We start from the raw sequence: 20,540 nt of genomic DNA, 5'->3' as shown, positions 1-20,540 counted from the left end.
GTGCCACGGACGCCATGTTCCGGGTGCGGTGGCAGGAGACGCAGCCTGCGGCCGTGCCGCCGCCGGTGGCCCGGCCCCGGCGTCTCACCGGCGCCGGGGACGTCGCGGCCCTGGCCGCGCAGCCCGACGTGCTGGCCGCCGTCTTCGAGTTCGACTCCGGCGGCGGGACGACCCTGGCCGACGTCCTCGCCGTGCTACGGACCTGGCTGCGCGGCGCACCGGCGCGGGCCCGGCTCGTCGTGCGCACCCGCGACGCCGTGCCGGCGGGCCCGACCGTCGTCACCGACCCCGGGGCGGGCGCGGTGTGGGGCCTCGTGCGGGCCGCCCAGGCCGAGGCCCCGGGGCGGATCCTGCTGCTCGACGCCGGGTCCGGCGCGGACCCCGAACGCGCCCTCGCGCTCGCCCTCGCGCTCGACGAACCCCAGACCGCCGTACGCGGCGACGCCGTGTTCGTCCCCCGCCTGGCCCCCGCCGGGCAGCTCGCCCACCGGCGCGCCCCCCTGCGCCCCGACGGCACGGTGCTCGTCACCGGGGGCACCGGCTCCCTCGGCGCGCTCGTGGCCCGGCACCTGGCGGCGACGCGCGGCGTCCGGCACCTGTTGCTCGTCAGCCGCCGGGGCCCCGACGCCCCCGGCGCGGGTGAACTCGTCGCCGACCTGGCCGCGCTCGGCGCGGCGGCCACCGTCGCGGCCTGCGACGTCGCCGACCGCGACGCCGTGCGGGCGCTGCTGGCCGGGATCCCGGACGCGCACCCGCTGACGGCGATCGTGCACACCGCCGGGGTCCTCGACGACGGGCTGCTCGACGCGATGACGCCGGAGCGGCTCGCGGCGGTCCTCGCGCCGAAGGCCGACGCGGCGCAGCACCTGCACGAGCTGACCCGGGACACGGACCTGGCCGCGTTCGTCGCGTTCTCGTCGGCGGCCGGGCTGCTGGGCTCCGCCGGACAGGCGAACTACTCGGCCGCGAACGCCTATCTCGACGCCCTGATGGCCGCACGCCGGTCGGCGGGCCTGCCGGGTGTGTCGTTGGCGTGGGGGCTGTGGGCGCAGGACGGGGGCATCACCGGTCACCTCGCCACCGCCGACCTCGCCCGGATGAGCCGGGGCGGCGTGCTGGCCATGGCACCCGCCGAGGCCCTCGCGCTGTTCGACGCGGCGCTCGACAGCGACGAGGTCCACCTCGTACCGATGAAGCTCGACCTCGCCGCGGCCCGGGCCGACGCCGCCGCCGGTGGCCCGGTGCAGCCGCTGCTGAGCTCGCTCGTGCGGGTCCGCCGCCGGGCGTCGGCCGGGCCGGCCGCCCCGGACCTCGCCGCCGCGCTCGCCGGCAGCACGCCCGCCGAGGCGGAGGCGCGCCTGCTCACGCTGGTGCGTTCCCGCGTCGCCCTGGTCATGGGCTACGGCTCCGGCGACGACATCGGCCCGGACCTGCCCTTCCAGTCCGCCGGCATGGACTCGCTGACCGCCGTCGAGCTGCGCAACCGGCTCGACGCCAGCACCGGGCTCACCCTGCCCGCCACGCTCGTCTTCGACTACCCGACGCCGCGTGCGCTCGCCGGCCACCTGCGGGAGCTGCTCACCGGCGGCGCCGAGCCCCGCGCGGCGGCGCCCGTGACGCCCGCCGGCCCGCAGGACGACATCGCCGTCGTCGGCGTGGGCTGCCGCCTGCCCGGCGGCATCTACGGCCCGGACGACTTCTGGGACCTGCTGGCCCGGGGCGGGCACGCGCAGTCGCCGTTCCCGGCCGACCGGGGGTGGGACCTGTCCCGGATCCCGGTGCGCGCCGGGGGGTTCCTCGACGCGGCGGGCGGCTTCGACGCCGCGTTCTTCGGCATCTCCCCGCGCGAGGCCGCCGCCATGGACCCGCAGCAGCGCATCCTGCTCGAAGTCGTGTGGGAGGCGCTGGAGAACGCCGGCATCGACCCGGCCACCCTGCGCGGCGCCGACGTCGGGGTGTTCGTGGGCGTCATGGGCCAGGGGTACGGCATGTTCGGCGGCGACGCCGACTCCGACGGCCTGCGCGGCACCGGCGGCGCCGTCTCCGTGGTCTCCGGCCGGGTGTCCTACGTGTACGGCTTCACCGGCCCCGCCGTGTCCGTCGACACCGCCTGCTCGTCGTCGCTGGTCGCGATGCACCTGGCCCGGCAGGCGCTGCGCGACGGGGAGTGCTCGCTGGCGGTCGTCGGCGGCGTCACCGTGATGACGACCCCCGGCTCGTTCGTCGAGTTCGCCCAGAACGGCGGGCTGGCCACGGACGGGCGCTGCAAGGCGTTCGCGGCGTCCGCCGACGGCACCGGCAACGCCGAGGGGGTCGCCGTCGTCCTGCTGGAACGCCGCGCCGACGCCGACGCCAAGGGGCACACTGTGCGGGCCCTGGTCCGCGGGTCCGCCGTCAGCCAGGACGGCGCGTCCAACGGGCTCACCGCCCCCAACGGCCCCGCCCAGCAGCGGGTCATCCGGCGCGCGCTCGCGGTGGCCGGGCTCGACGCCACCGAGGTGGGCGTGGTCGAGGCGCACGGCACGGGGACCCGCCTCGGTGACCCGATCGAGGCGCAGGCGCTGCTCGCGACGTACGGGGAGCGTGACAGTGCCGACCCGCTGTGGCTGGGCTCCGTCAAGTCCAACGTCGGGCACACCCAGGCGACGGCCGGCGTGACCAGCGTGATCAAGATGGTTCTCGCGCTGGACCACGGGCTGCTCCCGGCGACCCTGCACGTGGACGCGCCGACCCCCGAGGTCGACTGGTCGGCGGGCACGCTCCGGCTCCTCACCGAGGCGCGGCCGTGGCCGGCGCGCCCCGGCCACCCGCGCCGCGCCGGGGTGTCGGCCTTCGGCCTCAGCGGCACCAACGTGCACCTCATCCTGGAAGAGCCGCCCGCCGTCGCCGAGGCCCACCGCGAGCAGTCGTCCGGCGACGTCCTGCCGTTCGTGCTGTCGGCCCGCGACCAGAACCGGCTCGCGGAGCTGGCCGGGCGGCTCGCCGACACCGCCGAACGGGACCGGGTCCCGCTGCCGGACCTGGCCGCGGCCCTGGCCCACGGTCGCGCCCACCATCGCGTCCGGGCGACCGTCCTGGCCGCCGACCGCGCCGACCTGGCGGCGGGGCTGCGCGACCTGGCGGCGGGGCGGCCCGGCGACGCCACGGTGACCGGCGCGGTACGGCCCGGCACGGAGGTGGTGTTCGTCTTCCCCGGCCAGGGCGCGCACTGGGCCGGGATGGGCCGCGAACTCATGACGATCTCGCCCGAGTTCCGGGCCTGGGTGCGGCGCTGCGACGACCTGCTCGCCGGCTACGGCGGCGACTGGACGCTCGAACAGGCGCTCGGCGGCGAGGCGGACCTGTCCCGCGTGGAGGTGGTGCAGCCCGCGGCGTTCGTGATGATGACCGGCCTCGCCCAGCTCTGGGCCGCCGCCGGGGTGGTGCCCGACGTCGTGCTCGGCTCCTCCCAGGGCGAGATCGCCGCGGCGTGCGTCGCCGGGCTGCTCTCGGTCGAGGACGCCCTGCACGTCGTGGTGCTGCGCGCCCGGCTCGCGGCGGGCCTGCCCGCCGGTGGCGGCACGCTCGTGCTGGGCGCCGGCAGCGACCGCGCGGAGGAGCTGATCGCCGGCTGCGGCGGGCGGGTGGAGATCGGCGCGGTCAACGGCCCCTCGGCCGTGGTGCTGACCGGTGAACTCGCCGGCATCGAGGCGATCGCCGCCACGGCCGCCGAGCGCGGCATCTGGCACCGCCGGCTGGCCGCCGACTACGCGTCGCACTCGTTCCTCGTCGAGGAGCTGCGCGAGCCGATGCTGCGTGGGCTCGACGGCGTCGGGGAACGCCCCGACCGGGGCCTCGTGCCAGGGTGCCGGTTCTTCTCCACGGTGGACGTGCGCTGGATCGGCGAGCGGGAGACCCTCGACGCCGAGTACTGGTTCCGCAACCTGCGCCAGCCGGTGCGGTTCGACCCCGCCATCCGCGCGGTCGCGGCCGAGGCGCGCGCGATCGTCGAGGTCTCCACGCATCCCGGGCTCGCCGCGTCCCTGCTGGACATCGTGGCGGACGCCGGTGGGACGGCCGCCGTCCTCGGCACGCTGCGCCGCGACGAGGGCGGTCGCCGTCGCCTGCTGACCGCGCTGGCCGCCGCGTTCGCCGCCGGACTGCCCGTGGACTGGACGGGGACCGTGCCGGCCGAGCCGGGCCCCTGGCGGCGGTCCTGCGCCGAGCTGCCCACGTACCCGTTCGAGCACCGGCACTACTGGCTGACCGGGCAGGTCACGCCCGCGCACCCCGGCACCGGCCGGTCCGGCCACCCGCTGCTCGTGGCCACCGTCGACCTCCCGCAGCCGGAGGGCGTGCTCGTGGTGGCGCGCCTGTCGCCGGGGGAGCAGGCCTGGCCCGCCGACAGCGACCCCTCCGCCGCGCTGGTCGAACTCGCCATCCGCGCCGGGGACGAGGTGGACTGCCCGGTGCTGGAGCACCTGGAGCTGACCCACCCGCTGCGCCTCGACCGGGACCACGACGTCGACCTGCACATCCGGGTGGGCGCGCGGGACTCCGCCGGGCGCCGCCCGGTCACCGTGGAGTCGGTGACCGACGGGGACCCCAGGCGTACGCGTCTGGCGGAAGGCGTCCTGGCCCGCGCCTCGGACGCGGCCGGCGTGGAGTTGACGTCGTGGCCGCCGGCGGGCGCCGACCCGGTCGAGCCGGTGCCGGGCGTGCCCGGGCCGCTGTGGCGGCGCGGCACGGAGACGTACGCCGAGGTGTCCCTGCCCGCCGGCCAGCGGGACGCGGCGGGCCACTACGGCCTGCACCCGCTGCTGCTGAGCGCCGCGACGCGGGCGACGGTCACGCGCTGGGAGGGGGTGACCCTGCACGCGTCGGGCGCGTCGGCGCTGCGCGTGCGCCTGTCCGCCGTGGACGGGGGCACCGCCCTGGACGCCGCCGACGAGGCCGGCCTGCCGGTCCTCACCGCCGCCCGGATCGTCGTCGCCCCCGCCCCCGCCCCCGACGCCGCTGCCGTCGCCGTCGCCCCGGACATGCGGGCCGGTGAGGGCCTGACGATCGCCTGGGCCGGCCTCGACCTCGACCCGGGGGCCGGACCGGCGGTCGTCGTGCCCGTCGACGGTGACGCCGGCCCGCCGGAGCTGGCCGGTTCCGCCGCGGCGCTGCTCGACGTCCCCGCCGGGTGGGACGCGGCGCGGGCCTGCGCCGGGGTGCTGGGGATGGTGCAGGAGTGGCTCGACGACCCGGCCCTGGAACGGCACCGGCTGCTGATCCGTACCCGCCACGCGGTCGCCGCCCGCGACGGCGACACCGTGGCACCCGCCGCCGCGGCCGTGTGGGACATGGTCGCCGCCGTCCAGGCGGAGCACCCGGGCCGGTTCCTGCTGGTCGACGCCGACCGGGACGGGACCGGCGCCGACGGGCTCGGCCTGCTTCCCGCGACCGGCGGCGAGCAGGTGGCGCTGCGCGACGGGCGCGTTCTCGGCCCCCGCCTGGTGCCGGCCGGCGCCGCTTCGGCCGCTGCGGCGGGCGACCCCGACGGCACGGTGCTGGTGATCGGCGCGGCCGGGATCGCCCGCGACCTGGCGACCAGGCACGGGCTGCGCCACGTCCTGCTGGCCCGGCCCGACGCCGCCGGCGACGAGCCGGCCGACGCCGGGATCACCGTGGCGACCTGCGACGTGACCGACCCCGTGGCCGTACGGCGGCTGCTGGCCGGCATTCCCGCCCGGCATCCGCTCGCCGCCGTCGTGCACGCGGTGGACCCGCCCGGGGCGACCCCGCTCGCCGAGCTGGACGCCGGGCGGCTGGCCGAGGAGCTGCACGCCCGCGCCGCGACGCTGGACCCGGTGGCGGAGGCGACCGCCGGACTGCCGCTCGCCGCGTTCGTGGTCGCCACGACCACGGCCGCGCTGACCGGCCCCGCGGACCGGGCGGCCACCGCCGCTGCCGACGGAGCGGCGCGCGCCCTGGCCGCACGGCACGCCGCCGGACGCACCGTCGTCCTGGCTGCGGGTACGGCCGACGCTGTCGCCACCGCGCTGCGCTCGGCCGAACCGCTGCTGGTGCCGGGGCAGCCGGCGACCTGGGCCACCCCGGCACCCGGCCGTCCCGTTCCGCCCCTGATGCGGGGGCTGGTGCGCCCCCGCCGCCGTCGGGCCGTCGCGGCGCAGCCGGCGGGAGCGGACCGCGCCGGCTGGCCGGAGCTGCTGGCCGCAGCGACCGGCGAGCGGCGCGAGCAGCTCGTGCTCGACCTGATCAGGGAGCAACTCGTCGAGGTGCTGAGGCTGGACCCCGGAGAGCCGCTGGACACCCGCAGCGGCTTCTTCGAGCTGGGCCTGGACTCGCTCATGGCGATCGACCTGTCCCGCCGCCTCAGCGAGCGGACCGGCACCACGCTGACCCCCGCGAGCATCTTCAGCCATCCCACGTTGTCGAGCGCCACCAAGCACGTGCTCGAAAGCCTGGACGTCACCCCGGCCACCGCGTAGCCGGTGCCGCCACCGACCGGAAGGCCGCCCGTGTTCGACGCCGACACCTACCTGCGGTGCCTGGGCCTGGACAGCGAGCTGACCAGACGCGGCTCGCCGAGCCTGCGCACCCTCGTCACCCTGCACAAGAGGCACCTGGAGGCGCTGCCGTTCAGCAGCACCGGATCGTTCGCGGTGCCCACCCGCGACGGCGCCACGGTCGAGGTCGTCGACCTGGACGAGGACGTCGCGTTCGAGCTGGTCGTCGTGGCGGGCAACGGCGGCGGCTGCGTGCAGCTGAACCGGCTGTTCCTGCGGCTGCTGCGCGACCTCGGCTTCGAGGCCGGGCTGCTCGCCGGCACCACCGCCGAGGGCGCCGACGCCTACGGCGTGGACGTCGAGCACATGCTCCTCTGGGTCCGGGCCGACGGGTGCGACTGGCTCGCCGACGTCGGGTACGCCGGACCGTCGTTCCTCGAACCGCTGCGGCTCGACGAGACCGGCGAGCAGTCGCAGTACGGCTGCCGCTACCGCCTCGACGCCGACGGCGACGGCCTGCTCCTGCTGCGCCGGCCACGGCTCGGGCGGTGGAGCCCGGTCTACCGCCTCACCACGAAGCCACGCCAGCTCGCGGAGTGGCGGCCGTTCGAGGCGGCGGCCAACGCCCTGCTGACCGCCCCTCCCGACCCGGACGGTCCGGGCCTGTGGAGCCGCGCGACCCCCGACGGCCAGACCGTCCTCAAGGGACTGCGCCACGTGACGGTGCGCGGCGGCATCGAGAAGACCCGCACCCTCACCGACGAACAGTGGCCGGCCGTGCGCGACGGCATCCTCGCCGGCCCGCGCCCCCGTCCCTCGACAGAACAGGAACGACATGCGCCGTGAACTGTCCCGCTCGGAGCTGTTGTACGTCGGCGAGATCAGGACCCAGGCCCTGACCATCTGCACGGTGCGCGGGGGAGTCGACCCCGACCTGCTGGAGCGCGCGCTGGGCGCGGCGCTGGCCGGTCAGCCGTCGCTGCGCAGCCGCCTCACGCGCGACGGCGAGCGCTGGTTCCTCACGCCCCTGGCCCCCTCGGAGCTGCCGCGCCTGATCGTGCGGCCGGACGGGCCCGACGCGCGGACCCGCGAGTACAACACCCCCCTGCCGATCGGCGGCCCGCTGGTGCGTGCGGTGCTGCTGACCGGGGCGGCCGAGGACACCCTGGTGCTGGGCGTCGACCATGCCATCTGCGACGGCCGCAGCGCCACCGGGCTGTGCTACCGGATCTGGCAGCACTACGCCGACATCGCGGCGGGCACGTACGAGCCGCCGGACGTCCCGCGCCAGGACTGGCCCGCCCCCATCGACGACCTGCTGGCGCCCCGCACCCCGGAGGAGCTGGACGCCCATGTCCGGCGCCGCCTCGACCGGGCGCAGGGGGCGCCGGTGGCCCTGCTGCCCTTCCTGGCGGCCCGCGACGGCGGCGGGCCGCAGGAGGGCGCGATGACCTCCTGCCGCCTGCGGCTGACCCGGGACGAGACGACCCGCGTGCTGGCCGCCGCGAAGGAGGCGGACGTGCCGCTCAACGGCTTCGTCGTCGCCGCGCTGTTCGCCGCCCTCCGCGCCCAGCTCCCCCCGGAGTACGACGGGCACCGCCTCGCCTGCTTCGACGCCGTCGACCTGCGCGACCGTGTCGTGACGCCGATGCGCCACGAGGAGATGGTGCCGGCAGCCTCGTGGCATCGGACCCTCGTCGAGGTGCCGCGCGCCCCGGACCTGGTCCGCCTCGGCGTCGAGCTGAGCACCACCCTGCGGGCGGCGGTGGAGCGCGGCGAGCCGGCCCTGGAACTCCAGGCGCTCGACCGGCTGCTGCCCCACCCGTCGCTGTGGGCGTCGAGCCTGATGCTGTCCAACGTCGGCCGGATCACCGGCCCACCGTCGCCGCCCGGGATCGAGATCGTCGACCTGCGCAAGTTCGCCGTCTCCAGCAAGTGGAACCCGGACTTCGGGCAGGGGCCCGTGCTCGCCTCCCCGATGACCGTCTACGGCCGGCTGAGCATCGAGCTGCCCTACAGCACCCAGTGCTTCACGACCGGCCAGATGACCGCGATCCACGACGCCGTACGCGCGTCGCTCCTCGACCTGGCGGACCGCGCGCCCGCGCCCGTGCGGTGACCGCCCGCCTCCCCGGTTCTGGTAGACCCGCGCCGCGCCCGTTGTGTGGCGGGGGGCGCGCTCCCTAGCGTCACGAGGGTGAAGGCAATCATCTATACGTCGGTGGGCGCCAGCGACGTCCTCGAACTGACCGAACTGCCGGTGCCGGAGCCCGGCCCGGGCGAGGTCCGGGTGCGGGTCGCGATCTCCGGGGTCAACGCGACGGACTGGAAGTGCCGCCAGTTCGGCCACGTCCGCGGCGAACTGCTGTATCCGGTGGTCGTCCCGCACCACGACGGCAGCGGGGTGATCGACGCCGTCGGCGTCGGCGTGGATCCCGCGCGGGCGGGGCAGCGCGTCTGGCTGTGGGACGCGGCCTGGCGTCGCCCCGGCGGCACCGCCGCCGAGTACGTCGTCGTGCCGCAGCACCAGGCGGTGGAGCTGCCGGCGGACGTGTCGTACGAGATCGGCGCGAGCGTCGGGTTGCCGGCGGTGGCGGCGCACGGCTGCCTGCTCGCCGTGCGGGACGCCCCCGGCCGCCTCGGGCCCGGCGCGCTGGCCGGGCGTCGGGTGCTCGTCGTGGGCGGCACCGGCACGCTCGGCCACGCGGCGATCCAGCTCGCGGTGTGGAGCGGAGCCGAGGTGATCGCCACGGCCAGCCGCCCCGCCCAGGAGAAACGCGTGCGGGCCGCCGGGGCGCACCACACCGTGGACTACCGCGCGGCAACGGCGGTGCCGGACGTACGCGCGGTCGCGCCGGACGGCGTCGACCTGATCGTGCAGGTGGCGGCCTCGGCGTACGCCGAGGTGGACCTGGCGGTGCTCGCGCCCGCCGGCACCGTCGCGGTCTACGCGACCGAGGGACGCGGTCAGGTCACCCTGCCCACCGCCGCCCTGATGGGCCGCAACGTGCGCTACCAGTTCGTGCTCGGCACGACGCTGCCGCCGGCCGCCAAGGAGATCGCGGTCGCGGACGTCGCCGCCGCCGTCGGGGCGGGGACGCTCGACGTCGGGGACGCCTCGGGGTTGCCGCTGCTGCGCTTCCCGCTGGAGCGCACGAAGGACGCGCACGACGCGGTGCAGGCGGGCTCGGTCGGCAAGGTCCTGGTGGACGTCACGACGCTCTGACCTGATCACGCACCGCAGCAGTCAGGTGGCAGTGCGGCGCGAAAGTGCGATAAAGTGTTGCGGCCTTTCCCGCTTGTGCCATTCGTCTCCTGCTTGGGTCATTCGTCACCCGCTTGTGCCATTCGTCCTGGCGGACCCGCATGGCCGATGCAGGCTTCACACTCGACTCCGAGGAGCTCTCCCGTTGCGTATTCTCGCGGTGTCCGGATCGCTGCGCCAGGAATCCTTCAACACTCAGATGCTGCGCGCGTTGCCGAGCGTGGCCCCCGACGGGATGGAGTTCGAGGTCTTCGAAGGGCTCGGTGACATCCCGCTGTACAACCAGGACCTCGACGTCGCGGAGGCGCCGGAGCCGGTGCGCCGCTGGCGCACGGCGATCCGGGAGGCGGACGGCCTCGTCATCGCCACGCCGGAATACAACGGCTCGATCCCGGGCGTGGTCAAGAACGCGGTCGACTGGGCGTCGCGCCCGATGCCGAGCGCGGCTCTGCTCGGCAAGAGCGCGGTCGTCATGGTGGCCACGCCGGGCCGCAACCTCGGCCGCAACTGCCTGGCCGACCTCAGCCGGGTGCTGCACGAGTGCCACGCCCACGTCGTCGCCGGGCCGAACCTCGTCGTGAACGAGGCCAGCGACCGGCTCCAGGACGTCAAGGACGAGACGACCGGCGCGATCTCCACCACGTTCGCCGATCCGTTCCTGCGGCGGCTCGCCGCGGCCCAGCTCACCGCGCTCGCCGCGGCCGTCGAGCAGGACGCGGGACGGCACGCCGCCACCACCGTGCGGACGCTCTTCGCGGCGCCGCGCTGACCGGTTCCCCAGCGGGCCGGCCGTTTCCGATCACGGCCGGCTGCGCGCGGCGCACTGTCAGGTCAAGGGATGCCCCGTCCCGGCGGCGCGGACGTACGGTCTGGGTAACGTCCGCGCCGTGACCTGCCTGCTCAGAGCGGGTCCCGGCGGCCGTCCGGCCGATCGGAGAAGCCACGATGGACCCGCAGCAGCCGACCGTTCCCGGAGCCGGCGACCCGGCGTCCCTGCCGCTGGCCGGCGTCACGGTCGTGGCGCTGGAGCAGGCCGTCGCCGCCCCGCTGGCCACCCGCCACCTCGCCGACCTCGGCGCGCGGGTGGTCAAGGTCGAGCGCCCGGAGGGCGGGGACTTCGCGCGCGGCTACGACACCAGCATCAAGGGCCTGTCCAGCCACTTCGTCTGGCTCAACCGGGGCAAGCAGTCGGTGGCGCTCGACCTGAAGACCCCCGGCGGGCGGGAGGTGCTCGCCGCGCTCGTGGCCACCGCCGACGTCTTCGTGCAGAACCTCGCCCCCGGCGCGGCCGGGCGGCTGGGCTTCGGGGCGGCCGACCTGCGGGCCCGCCACCCCCGCCTGGTGACCGTCGACATGTCGGGCTACGGCACCGGCGGCCCGTACGCGACCCGGCGCGCCTACGACATGCTCGTGCAGTGCGAGGCCGCCCTGGTCTCCGTCACCGGCTGGCCGGACCGCCCCGCCAAGACCGGCATCCCCGCCTCCGACATCGCCGCCGGGATGTACGCGCTGTCCTCGGTGCTGGCGGCGCTCCTGCGGCGCGCGACCACGGGCCTCGGCGCCCAGCTGGAGGTTTCGATGCTGGAGGCGACGGGCGAGTGGATGGGCTTCCACCTCTACTTCGCCCAGGGCACCGGGCACGCGCCGGGAAGGATGGGCCTCTCCCACGCCTCGGTCGCCCCGTACGACGCGTTTCCCACCGCCGACGGACCGGACGTGATGATCGGCGTCCAGAACGACCGGGAGTGGGCGCGCTTCGCGACGGACGTCCTGGGCCGGCCGCACCTCGCGGCCGATCCCGCCTGGGCCACGAACGAGGCGCGGGTCCGCAACCGCGCCGCCCTCAACGCGGCCATCGCCGAGATCACGTCGACGTGCGGTGGCCGGTCGCTCGAGGCGGCGCTGGAGGGGGCCGGCATCGCGTACGCCCGGCTGGGTGACGTCACCGACCTGCTGCGCCATCCGCAGCTTGCCCAGCGGCGGCGCTGGCGGCCGGTGCAGACACCGGCCGGTGTCGTCCGCGGTCTGCTGCCGCCGTTCACCATCGCCGACGTGGAGCTGCCCATGGGCCCGGTCCCGGCGCTCGGCGAACACACCGAGGCGGTGCTGCGGGACCTCGGCTACTCCGCCGAGCGGATCTCGGCGCTGCGCGACGGGACCGCGATCGGCACCCCCCGGCCCGCCGGGGACCGCGCGGCGGCCCCGGTCGCATGAGCCGCGTCGCCATCGTCACCGGCGCCGGCCGGGGCATCGGAGCCTGCATCGCCCAGCGGCTCGCCGGCGACGGCATGCCGGTCGCCGTCCTCGACCGCGACCGCACCGGCGCGACCGCCACCGCCGACCGGATCGCGAGCGCCGGTGGCCGCGCGATCGCCGTCGAGGCCGACGTGAACGACCCCGCCTCGGTGGTGGCGGCGGCGAAGCAGGTGGCCGACGCGCTCGGCCCCCCGGTCGTGCTGGTCAACAACGCCGGAGCCGTACGCGACAACGCGCTGTTCCTGATGTCTCCCGGCGACTGGGACCTCGTGCTCGGCGTCAACCTGCGCGGGGCCTTCCTGATGACCCAGGCGGTCCTGGACCACATGGCGAAGGCGGGCACCGGCCGCGTGGTGAACCTGTCGAGCATCGCGGCCCGGGGCAACCCGGGGCAGGCGAACTACTCCGCGGCCAAGGCGGGCGTCGAGGGGTTGACGAGGGCGCTCGCGCTGGAGCTCGGCCCGCTCAACATCACCGTGAACGCGGTCGCGCCCGGGTACGTCGCCACCGAGATGACCGCGGCGCTGGCCGCCCGGGCGCGCCAGAGCGTCGCCGAGCACCAGGCGCGGGCGGCGGCGAGCATCGCGTTGCGCCGCGTCGGGCGTCCCGAGGAGGTCGCCGACGTCGTGGCGTTCCTGGCCGGGGACCGGGCGTCGTTCGTGTCCGGGCAGGTCATCCACGTGGCTGGCGGTCCGGCATGCTGACCGGGAACGGGGCGGGCCGCATGGAGCTGGACACCTCGACCCTCGGGGTCGCACCGGCCGCCGACGCCCCCGCCGTGCCCGCCGTGCCCGCCGTGCCCGACGGCTCGGACACCACCGCCGGCCCGGACAGCACCGCCGGGAAGCTCGAAGACCTGGGCAGGCGCACGGCGGAGGCCGAGCGCAACGGGGGATCGGGCGCGGTGGCCCGCCAGAGCGCCCGGGGCCGGGGCACCGCCCGGGAGCGCATCGCCGCGCTGCTCGACCCCGGTTCCTTCGTCGAGCTCGACGCGCTGTCGGCGCACCGCAGCACCGCCGCCGGCATGGCCGCGTCGCACCCTCTCGGCGACGGGGTGATCACCGGCACCGGCACGGTCGACGGCCGCCCGGTCGTCGTATACAGCCAGGACGCCACGGTGTTCGGGGGCGCGATCGGCGAGGTGGGCGGCGAGAAGATCCTGAAGGCGATGGACCTCGCCGTGCGCGTCGGCTGCCCGATCGTGGGCATCAACGACGGCGGCGGCGCGCGGATCACCGAGGGCGTCGCCTCGCTGCGCAGCTACGGCGAGATATTCATGCGCAACGTGTCCTGCTCCGGGGTGGTCCCGCAGCTTTCGCTGATCATGGGACCGTGCGCGGGTGGCGCCGTGTACTCGCCGGCGTTGACCGACTTCACCGTCATGGTCGACCGGACCAGCCACATGTTCATCACCGGACCGGGCATCGTCAAGGCGGCCACCGGCCAGGAGATCGACCTGGAGGCCCTCGGCGGGGGGCGGCTGCACAACACCCGTACGGGCGTGGCGCACCATCTCGCCGCCGACGAACGCGACGCCCTCGACTACGCCCGGAGGCTGCTGGGTCACCTGCCCGGCAACAACAAGCAACTGCCGCCGCTCGTCCCGGTGCCGCCCCCGCCGGCCGGGGAGATCGCCGACGGGCTCACCCCGGCGGACCTCGAACTCGACACGCTGATCCCGGACTCGCCCCGGCGCGCCTACGACGTGCGCGGGATCCTGGCGCGGGTGCTCGACGGCGACGGTTTCCTGGAGGTGCAGCCGCTGTTCGCGCCGAACATCGTGTGCGGCTTCGGGCGGGTGGACGGGCGCAGCGTCGGCGTCGTCGCCAACCAGCCCGCGCGCTTCGCCGGGTGCCTGAACATCGACGCGTCCGAGAAGGCGGCACGGTTCGTGCGCACGTGCGACGCCTTCAACGTGCCCGTGCTGACCTTCGTCGACGTGCCCGGCTTCCTGCCCGGCACCGACCAGGAGTGGAACGGGCTCATCCGCCGCGGCGCGAAGCTCATCTACGCGTACGCGGAGGCCACCGTCCCCAAGATCACCGTGATCACGCGCAAGGCGTACGGCGGCGCGTACGGGGTGATGGGTTCCAAGCACCTCGGCGCGGACGTCAACCTCGCGTGGCCGACGGCGCAGATCGCGGTGACCGGGGCCTCCGGCGCGGTGAGCGTCCTCTACCGCCGCGAGTTGTCGGGGCTGGACGGTGCGGAGCGCGTCGCCCGCCGCGCGCAGCTCGAGCGGGAGTACGAGAGCCTCGCGACCCCATACCAGGCGGCCGAGCGCGGCTACGTGGACGCGGTCATCCCGCCGTCGCACACCCGTGGCCACCTCGGCCGGGCCCTGCGCCTGCTGGCGGCGAAGCGGGTGGTCGCCCCGGACCGCAAGCACGGCAACATCCCGCTGTAGACCGGTCGCCCGCGGCACGGCCGTTGCCGCCGCCTGCCGCCCGCCGGGGAGCCGGCGGACGGCGGCTCAGCGGCGCGGCGGCGCGGCGGCTCAGCGGAACGCGGAGATCCCGGTCACCGCGCGGCCGATGACGAGTTGGTGCACCTCCTCGGTGCCCTCGACGGTCAGCACCGCGTCGAGGTTCGCCAGGTGCCGGGCGACCGGGTGGGCGAGGGTGATGCCGTTCGCGCCCAGGATGGTCCGGGCGCAACGCGCCACCTCGATCGCCGAGCGGGCGTTGGCGAGCTTGCCGAAGCTGATCTGCGCGGGGGTCAGCATCCGGGCCGACTTGAGCTGGGCCAGCCGCAGCGCGGTGAGGCCGGCGTGGGTCAGCTCGACGACCATGGTGGCGAGCTTGCGCTGGATGAGCTGGAAGCCGGCGATCGGCCGGCCGAACTGGTGGCGGCTGCCCGCGTGGTCCAGGGCGGCGGCGTAGCAGGTGCGGGCGGCGCCGACCATGCCCCAGAGGATGCCGAAGCGGGCCTCGTCGAGGCAGGACAGGGGCGCCTTGAGCCCACGGGCCAGCGGCAGCAGCGCCGAGGACGGCACCCGCACGTTCTCCAGGAGCAGGTTCGTCGAGACCGACGCGCGCAGGGAGAGCTTGTCGGTGATCTCCGTCGCGCGGTACCCGGGGGCCGACGTGGGGACGAGGAAGCCGCGTAGGCCCTGCGGGGTGCCGGCCCAGACGATCGCGACATCGGCGATCGTGCCGTTGGACATCCACGCCTTGGCGCCGTCGATCACCCAGTCGTCGCCGTCGCGCCGGGCGACCGTGCGTATCGAGGACGGGTCGGACCCGGAATCGGGCTCCGTCAGCCCGAAACAGCCGAGGGCGTCACCGGCGGCCATGGCGGGCAACCATTCCTTGCGTTGTTCCTCATCGCCCCAGCGATCGATGGCATACATGGCCAGGCAGCTCTGGACCGAGAGGAAACTGCGCAGACCGGAATCCACCGCCTCCAATTCGCGGCACGCCACGCCGTAGGCCGCGGGCGAGGCGTTCGCGCATCCGTAGCCGTCGAGCTGCATGCCGAGGACGCCGAGTCCGCCGAGGTCCTTCGCGATCTCCCGGGGCAGCTCGCCGCGCTGGTACCAGTCGTTGACCTGCGGCAGGAGCTGTGTGGTGGCGTAGGAGCGCACGGCGTCGCGTACCGAGCGCTCGGCGTCGTCGAGTTGGTCGTCCAGCGCGAGAAAATCGTGAGTGTCCACAAATTCAGAATCGCCGACAAGGGTGCGCCCGGGCAATCACCGAAGTCGCTAGTTGTCGGCGCTCACTGCGTGGCGATCTGGTTCCAGGTGCTCGCCAACTCGACCCGCGAATTGATGCCCAGCTTGCGGAAGACCTTCCTCAGGTGGAAGGCGACCGTATGTGTCGAGATGAACAACTGGCGGCCGACCCGGGCATTGGTGAGGCCCTGGCTGACCAGCTCGGCCACGGCGAACTCGGTGTCGGTGAGCCGGCCGCCGCAGGTGGTGGGGCGACCGGTGAGCCGGGGCACCTGCCGCCGGCGGGTGCCCAGCTCGCGGAGCTTGCTGTTGACCCGGAACACGTCCCGCGACGCGCCGACGGCCAGGTACGCGTCGGCCGCCCGGCTGAGTGCCGCGACCGCCCTGTCCCGATCGCCGGTGGTAGCGGCGAGCATCATGCCCGCGTCCTCCGCCGCCGACGCCTTCGCCCACATGTCCTGGTGCAGCTCCTCGGCGGCGAGGAGGCGTTCGGCGCTCTCGTCGAAGAGGCCCGCGGCGTGCAGGGCGGAGGCGTACAGCAGCGGGAAGTCGGGATTGCACACGGCGAGGCCGTGGGCCCGGAAGACGACACCGGCGGCGAGGTCCCGGGAGTCGAGCTTCTGCGCGGCCCGTACCAGCCAGGAGGCGGTGGCCGGGTGGGCCACGAGCAGTTCCAGCAGCAGCCGGTCGTCGGTGGTGATGCTCTCGATGAGGTGGGCGACGCTGGCGGTGCCGTCCCGGGCCTCCAGGAGTTGGGTGATCGTCAGGGAGCATCGCCCGGGCATGAACCGGGTGTGCCCGAGCAGGGCGTCGTCCTTGAGATGGTTGGCGTACGTGCCGAGGGTGCTCATGTCGCCCTGGCGCAGCGCGCTCTGTGCGAGCACGATGTGGCCCATCGGCAGCAGGGTGCGCACGGCGGCGCGCTCGGCCAGCTTCAGCCCGTCGCGGGCGGTGGTGACGGCGTCGTCGAGGTCGCCGCAGGCCAGCGCGATCTCGGAGCGGCACAGCGTGGCGGCGGCGAGCAGCCGATCGCTCGGGTTCGTGCCGTCGCCGGCCAGCGCCTGGGCCACCAGCTGGCTGCCGTGCCGCAGCTCGCCGAGGCGGGTGAGAACGGTGGCGTGCCAGACCTTCGCCAGCCGCGCCCAGTCGCGGTCGGCGGGCGTGGCGCCGCCGCCGGCGGCCGCCCGCCGGGCCAGTTCGAGACAGCGGTCGAGCCGCCCTTCGCACCAGGCGGCGGCGGAGGCGAGGATCAGTGTCTCGGTCTCGTGGGTGCCGCCGCTGTCGAGCGGTCGGAGGCCACTGCTGGCGGGAGCTTCCGGCTGAGGTGCGGCCTCTACCAACATCATCATTCCCTTGATCTCGTGCTGTGCCAGGACGGGTGCCCGCACGTGCCGTGGCGTCTGTCGTCCCGGGCCGGTGAACGTCCTCCACAGGGCCCGATCGTCATTGCCGCTCCGGCGCTCGCCTGGCCGTGGCGGTGCCTGGGCGGCACGTTGCGGGAGGGGCCTCCAAAACGGCGCCCGACCGCATGGGAATCATGTCGGTCGTCGATGACGCGACGCTGGTGGCGTGGGCGTGGACCCTCGTTCGGGCGTAATCGTAGCCATGGCCGGACCGTATCATCAAGGATAGGAATGTGTCACTCAACGCATCGAGAGTCGCCTTACTCTCTGCTAATGAGGGTGCCCTCTATTGATCTTAAGGGGAAGGCTGATTGTGCAGCATTGAAGGCGTTCTCGCGTGCCTGCCTGAGCGGCGGGGTCGGGCTCGAAGGTCACGTGGAGTGTCTTTATGAATCCTTCTGGTTACGATGCTGGCGGACATCGGACGGACAAAACGATCAAAACGCGCGAGGCTCCGCCGGGCGGGTGGACCGAAGCCGATGGCCCGCCGATATGACAGCTTCGTACCCTAGGGGCAATTTTGACCCGTCGCGGGGTTGGGGCGGCTACCAGACCGGGGGATCCCCGTGGGGCTCGGCCGGTGATTAATGTGCAGCACGGATAAAGGTGGTGTCCGCCCGCCAATGCGATGCCGACGCTTCCGTCAAATGCATTCCGGTGGCGGCTTTCGACATCGGCCGGTCGGTGCTGGTATCCGCCGTGCCGGCTTTCCCGAGAGTGTCAGGGGCTGTGGTGCGTGCCGATTTAGTCAAACCCTTGCCCATGATCCTGCGTGAGCACGCGGAACGCCTCGGCGACAGGATCGCGTACGAGGACGACGGCCGGAGAGTCACCTACGCCGACCTCGAGGCGCGGACCCGCCAGCTCGCCGGCCACCTGATCGACGCCGGGATGCGCCGTGGCGACAGGGTCGCGCTCTGCCTCGGCAACACGGTCGCCATGGTCGAGGGCTACCTCGCCGTGGTCCGCGCCAGCGGGGTCGGCGTGCCCCTCAACCCGCACGCCAGCCGCCGGGAACTCGCCTTCCAGCTCCACGACAGCGGCGCCCGGTTCGCCATGACCACCGCCGCCCACGCGGAGGAGTTCGCCGCCGCGGCTCCGCCGCTGACCGTGCTGTCGACGGGAGCCGTCGCGGGCTGCCTGCCGTACGACCGGCTCGCCGCGACCGAGCCCCGCGCGAGCGCGCCGGACGACCTCGGGCTGGACGAGGTGGCCTGGATGTTCTACACCTCCGGCACCACCGGCAGGCCCAAGGGCGTGCTCTCCACCCAGCGCAACTGCCTGTGGTCCGTGGCCTCCTGCTACGTGCCCGTCCCCGGGCTCTCCGGGCACGACAGGGTGCTCTGGCCGCTGCCGTTGTTCCACAGCCTCTCCCACATCGCCTGCGTCCTGTCCGTGACCGCGGTGGGCGCCACGGCCCGGATCGTGGACGGCCAGTCGGCACCGGACGTGCTCGACGCGCTGCGCGCGCACCGGTCGACGTTCCTCGCCGGGGTGCCCACCACCTACCACCGGCTCGTGCAGGCGCGGCGCGAGACCGGCCTGACGCTGCCCGACCTGCGGATCGGGCTCGTCGGCGGCGCGGTGACCGGCCCCGGGCTGCGGCGGGCGGTCGAGGACACGTTCGGGGTGCCGCTCGTCGACGCGTACGGCAGCACCGAGACCTGCGGGGCGATCACCATGAACCCGCCCGACGGCGCCGGGCCCGACGGATCCTGCGGCCTGCCCGTCCCCGGCGTCGACGTGCGGATCGTGGACCCCGGGACCGGCCGGGAGGTGGGCACCGGCGCCGAGGGCGAGGTCTGGGTACGCGGCCCCAGCGTCATGGTCGGCTACCACAACGACCCGGCCGCCACCGAGGCGGCGCTGCGTGACGGCTGGTACCGCACCGGCGACCTCGCCCGGCGCGACGACCGTGGCTACGTCACGATCTGCGGGCGCATCAGCGACCTCGTCATCCGCGGCGGCGAGAACATCCACCCCGAGGCGATCGAGTCCGTGCTGCGCGGCGTCGGGGGAGCGGCCGACGTCGGCGTCGGCGGCGTCGGCCACGACGTCCTCGGCGAGGTCCCCGTGGCCTACGTGCAGCCGGGCCCCGCCGGGCTCGACGTCGCCGCCCTCCTCGACCGCTGCCGAGCGGAACTGGCCCCCTTCGAGATCCCTGAGGAGATCCGCGAGGTCCGGGCGATCCCGCGTACGGCCTCCGGCAAGATCTCCCGTCGCCTGCTCGCGGACCAGCCGTCGTGGCTGCGCTGGGCCGCGAGCGGCCACCACGCGGCCGGCGCGGCCCGGACCGGCACGCCGGACCCGGCCACGGCCGCTGCCCTGCGCGGACGCCTGGCCGCCCTCGACGAGCCGGACCGGCTCGCGCTGCTGCGCGACCTGGTCCGCGAGCACGTCGGCGCGGTGCTCGGCGGCGGGCGCGGCGACACCACCGCGGGCGGCGGGCTGGACGACATCGCCGCCGGCCGCGCGATCCGCGACGCCGCCGCCCACCGCGCGTTCCGCGACCTCGGCCTCTCCTCCGCGGCCGTGGTGGAGCTGCGCAACCGGCTGACGGACGCGACCGGTCTGGCCCTGCCCACCACCGTCACCTTCGACCATCCCACCGCCGAGGCGCTGGCGGCACACCTGCGCGACCGGATCCTCGGCCGTGAGACGCCGGACCCGGTCGCCGAACCCGACGTCGCCTCCGCCGAACCCATCGCCATCGTGGGTATGGCCTGCCGCCTGCCCGGCGGCGTGGGAAGCCCGGCGGACCTGTGGCGGCTGGTCGCGGCGGGCGGGGAGGGCCTCACCGACTTCCCCGACGACCGTGGCTGGGACCTGACGACCCTGTTCGACGCCGACCCCGACCACCCGGGCACGTCGTACGTCGGGCGCGGCGGCTTCCTCCCCACGGCCGCGCAGTTCGACGCCGGCTTCTTCGGCATCTCCCCGCGCGAGGCGCTGGCGATGGATCCGCAGCAGCGGCTGCTGCTGGAGGCGTCGTGGGAGGCCCTCGAACACGCCGGCATCGACCCGGGCCCGCTGCGCGGCACGGAGGTCGGCGTGTTCGCCGGTGTCATGGGGCACGGTCCCGCCCCGAGCGGCCAGCTCCCGCCCGACCTCGAAGGGTTCATGACCACGGGTACGGCGGCGAGTGTGGCGTCGGGGCGGGTGTCGTACGTGTTCGGGTTCGAGGGGCCGGCGGTGACGGTGGATACGGCGTGTTCGTCGTCGTTGGTGGCGATCCATCTGGCGGCGCAGGCGTTGCGGGCGGGTGAGTGCACGGTGGCGCTGGCCGGCGGCGCGACCGTGATGACGAGCCCCGGCCCGTTCGTCGAGTTCTCCCGCCAGCGGGCCCTGGCCCCAGACGGCCGCTGCAAGTCGTACTCGTCGGATGCGGACGGTACGGGTTGGGCGGAGGGGGTGGGGGTGGTGGTGTTGGAGCGGTTGTCGGGGGTGCG

11 protein-coding genes are annotated in these 20,540 nt (G+C 75.0%); 9 read left to right on the top strand and 2 right to left on the bottom strand.

Annotated elements, in window-relative coordinates; all coding sequences use genetic code 11:
- The first annotated feature begins 14 nt into the window (after positions 1-14).
- From ACFT41_RS29500 to ACFT41_RS29465, 8 genes are all read left to right on the top strand, one after another.
- Complete coding sequence (locus ACFT41_RS29500; protein ID WP_377588849.1) at positions 15-6,476, top strand: SDR family NAD(P)-dependent oxidoreductase; 6,462 nt, start codon at positions 15-17, stop codon at positions 6,474-6,476.
- Positions 6,477-6,506: 30 nt separating this feature from the next.
- Positions 6,507-7,340, top strand: coding sequence for an arylamine N-acetyltransferase (locus ACFT41_RS29495; protein ID WP_377588850.1), 834 nt, complete (start codon positions 6,507-6,509; stop codon positions 7,338-7,340).
- On the top strand, positions 7,330-8,613 hold the full coding sequence (locus tag ACFT41_RS29490; protein ID WP_377588851.1) for a hypothetical protein: 1,284 nt from the start codon (positions 7,330-7,332) through the stop codon (positions 8,611-8,613). Before ACFT41_RS29495 ends, ACFT41_RS29490 begins: the two co-directional genes overlap by 11 nt.
- Positions 8,614-8,691: 78 nt before the next feature.
- On the top strand, positions 8,692-9,720 hold the full coding sequence (locus ACFT41_RS29485) for an NADPH:quinone reductase (RefSeq protein WP_377588852.1): 1,029 nt from the start codon (positions 8,692-8,694) through the stop codon (positions 9,718-9,720).
- Positions 9,721-9,904: 184 nt separating this feature from the next.
- Entirely contained in the window at positions 9,905-10,528 is a 624-nt protein-coding gene (locus ACFT41_RS29480) for an NADPH-dependent FMN reductase (protein WP_377588853.1), read from the top strand.
- A gap of 176 nt (positions 10,529-10,704) precedes the next feature.
- Positions 10,705-11,973, top strand: coding sequence for a CaiB/BaiF CoA transferase family protein (locus ACFT41_RS29475; protein WP_377588854.1), 1,269 nt, complete (start codon positions 10,705-10,707; stop codon positions 11,971-11,973).
- Positions 11,970-12,719, top strand: a complete 750-nt coding sequence (gene fabG, locus ACFT41_RS29470) for a 3-oxoacyl-ACP reductase FabG (RefSeq protein WP_377588855.1) — start codon at positions 11,970-11,972, stop codon at positions 12,717-12,719. The genes ACFT41_RS29475 and fabG overlap by 4 nt, the downstream gene beginning before the upstream one ends.
- The gene (locus tag ACFT41_RS29465; RefSeq protein WP_377588856.1) at positions 12,713-14,422 is read left to right on the top strand and encodes an acyl-CoA carboxylase subunit beta; all 1,710 of its coding nucleotides are present in this window, start codon (positions 12,713-12,715) and stop codon (positions 14,420-14,422) included. Before fabG ends, ACFT41_RS29465 begins: the two co-directional genes overlap by 7 nt.
- Before the next feature lie 90 nt (positions 14,423-14,512).
- On the opposite strand, the gene ACFT41_RS29460 is transcribed toward ACFT41_RS29465, so the two are convergent.
- Together ACFT41_RS29460 and ACFT41_RS29455 are read right to left on the bottom strand one after the other, a co-directional pair.
- Positions 14,513-15,670: an acyl-CoA dehydrogenase family protein gene (locus ACFT41_RS29460; protein WP_377588857.1), complete on the bottom strand. Its 1,158-nt coding sequence runs from the start codon at positions 15,668-15,670 to the stop codon at positions 14,513-14,515.
- 62 nt (positions 15,671-15,732) lie between these two features.
- Complete coding sequence (locus ACFT41_RS29455) at positions 15,733-17,076, bottom strand: LuxR C-terminal-related transcriptional regulator (RefSeq protein ID WP_377588858.1); 1,344 nt, start codon at positions 17,074-17,076, stop codon at positions 15,733-15,735.
- A 777-nt stretch (positions 17,077-17,853) separates the two neighbouring features.
- Here ACFT41_RS29455 and ACFT41_RS29450 point away from each other — a divergent pair.
- On the top strand, positions 17,854-20,540 hold a 2,687-nt coding region (locus ACFT41_RS29450; RefSeq protein ID WP_377614057.1), incomplete at its 3' end, for an AMP-binding protein.

Origin of the sequence: Micromonospora sp. NPDC057141, assembly GCF_042670805.1 — a bacterium.
Taxonomy (GTDB): Bacteria; Actinomycetota; Actinomycetes; order Mycobacteriales; family Micromonosporaceae; genus Micromonospora.
Note: the sequence above shows the minus strand (reverse complement) of the source record. Positions and strands in the feature narration are given on the sequence as shown.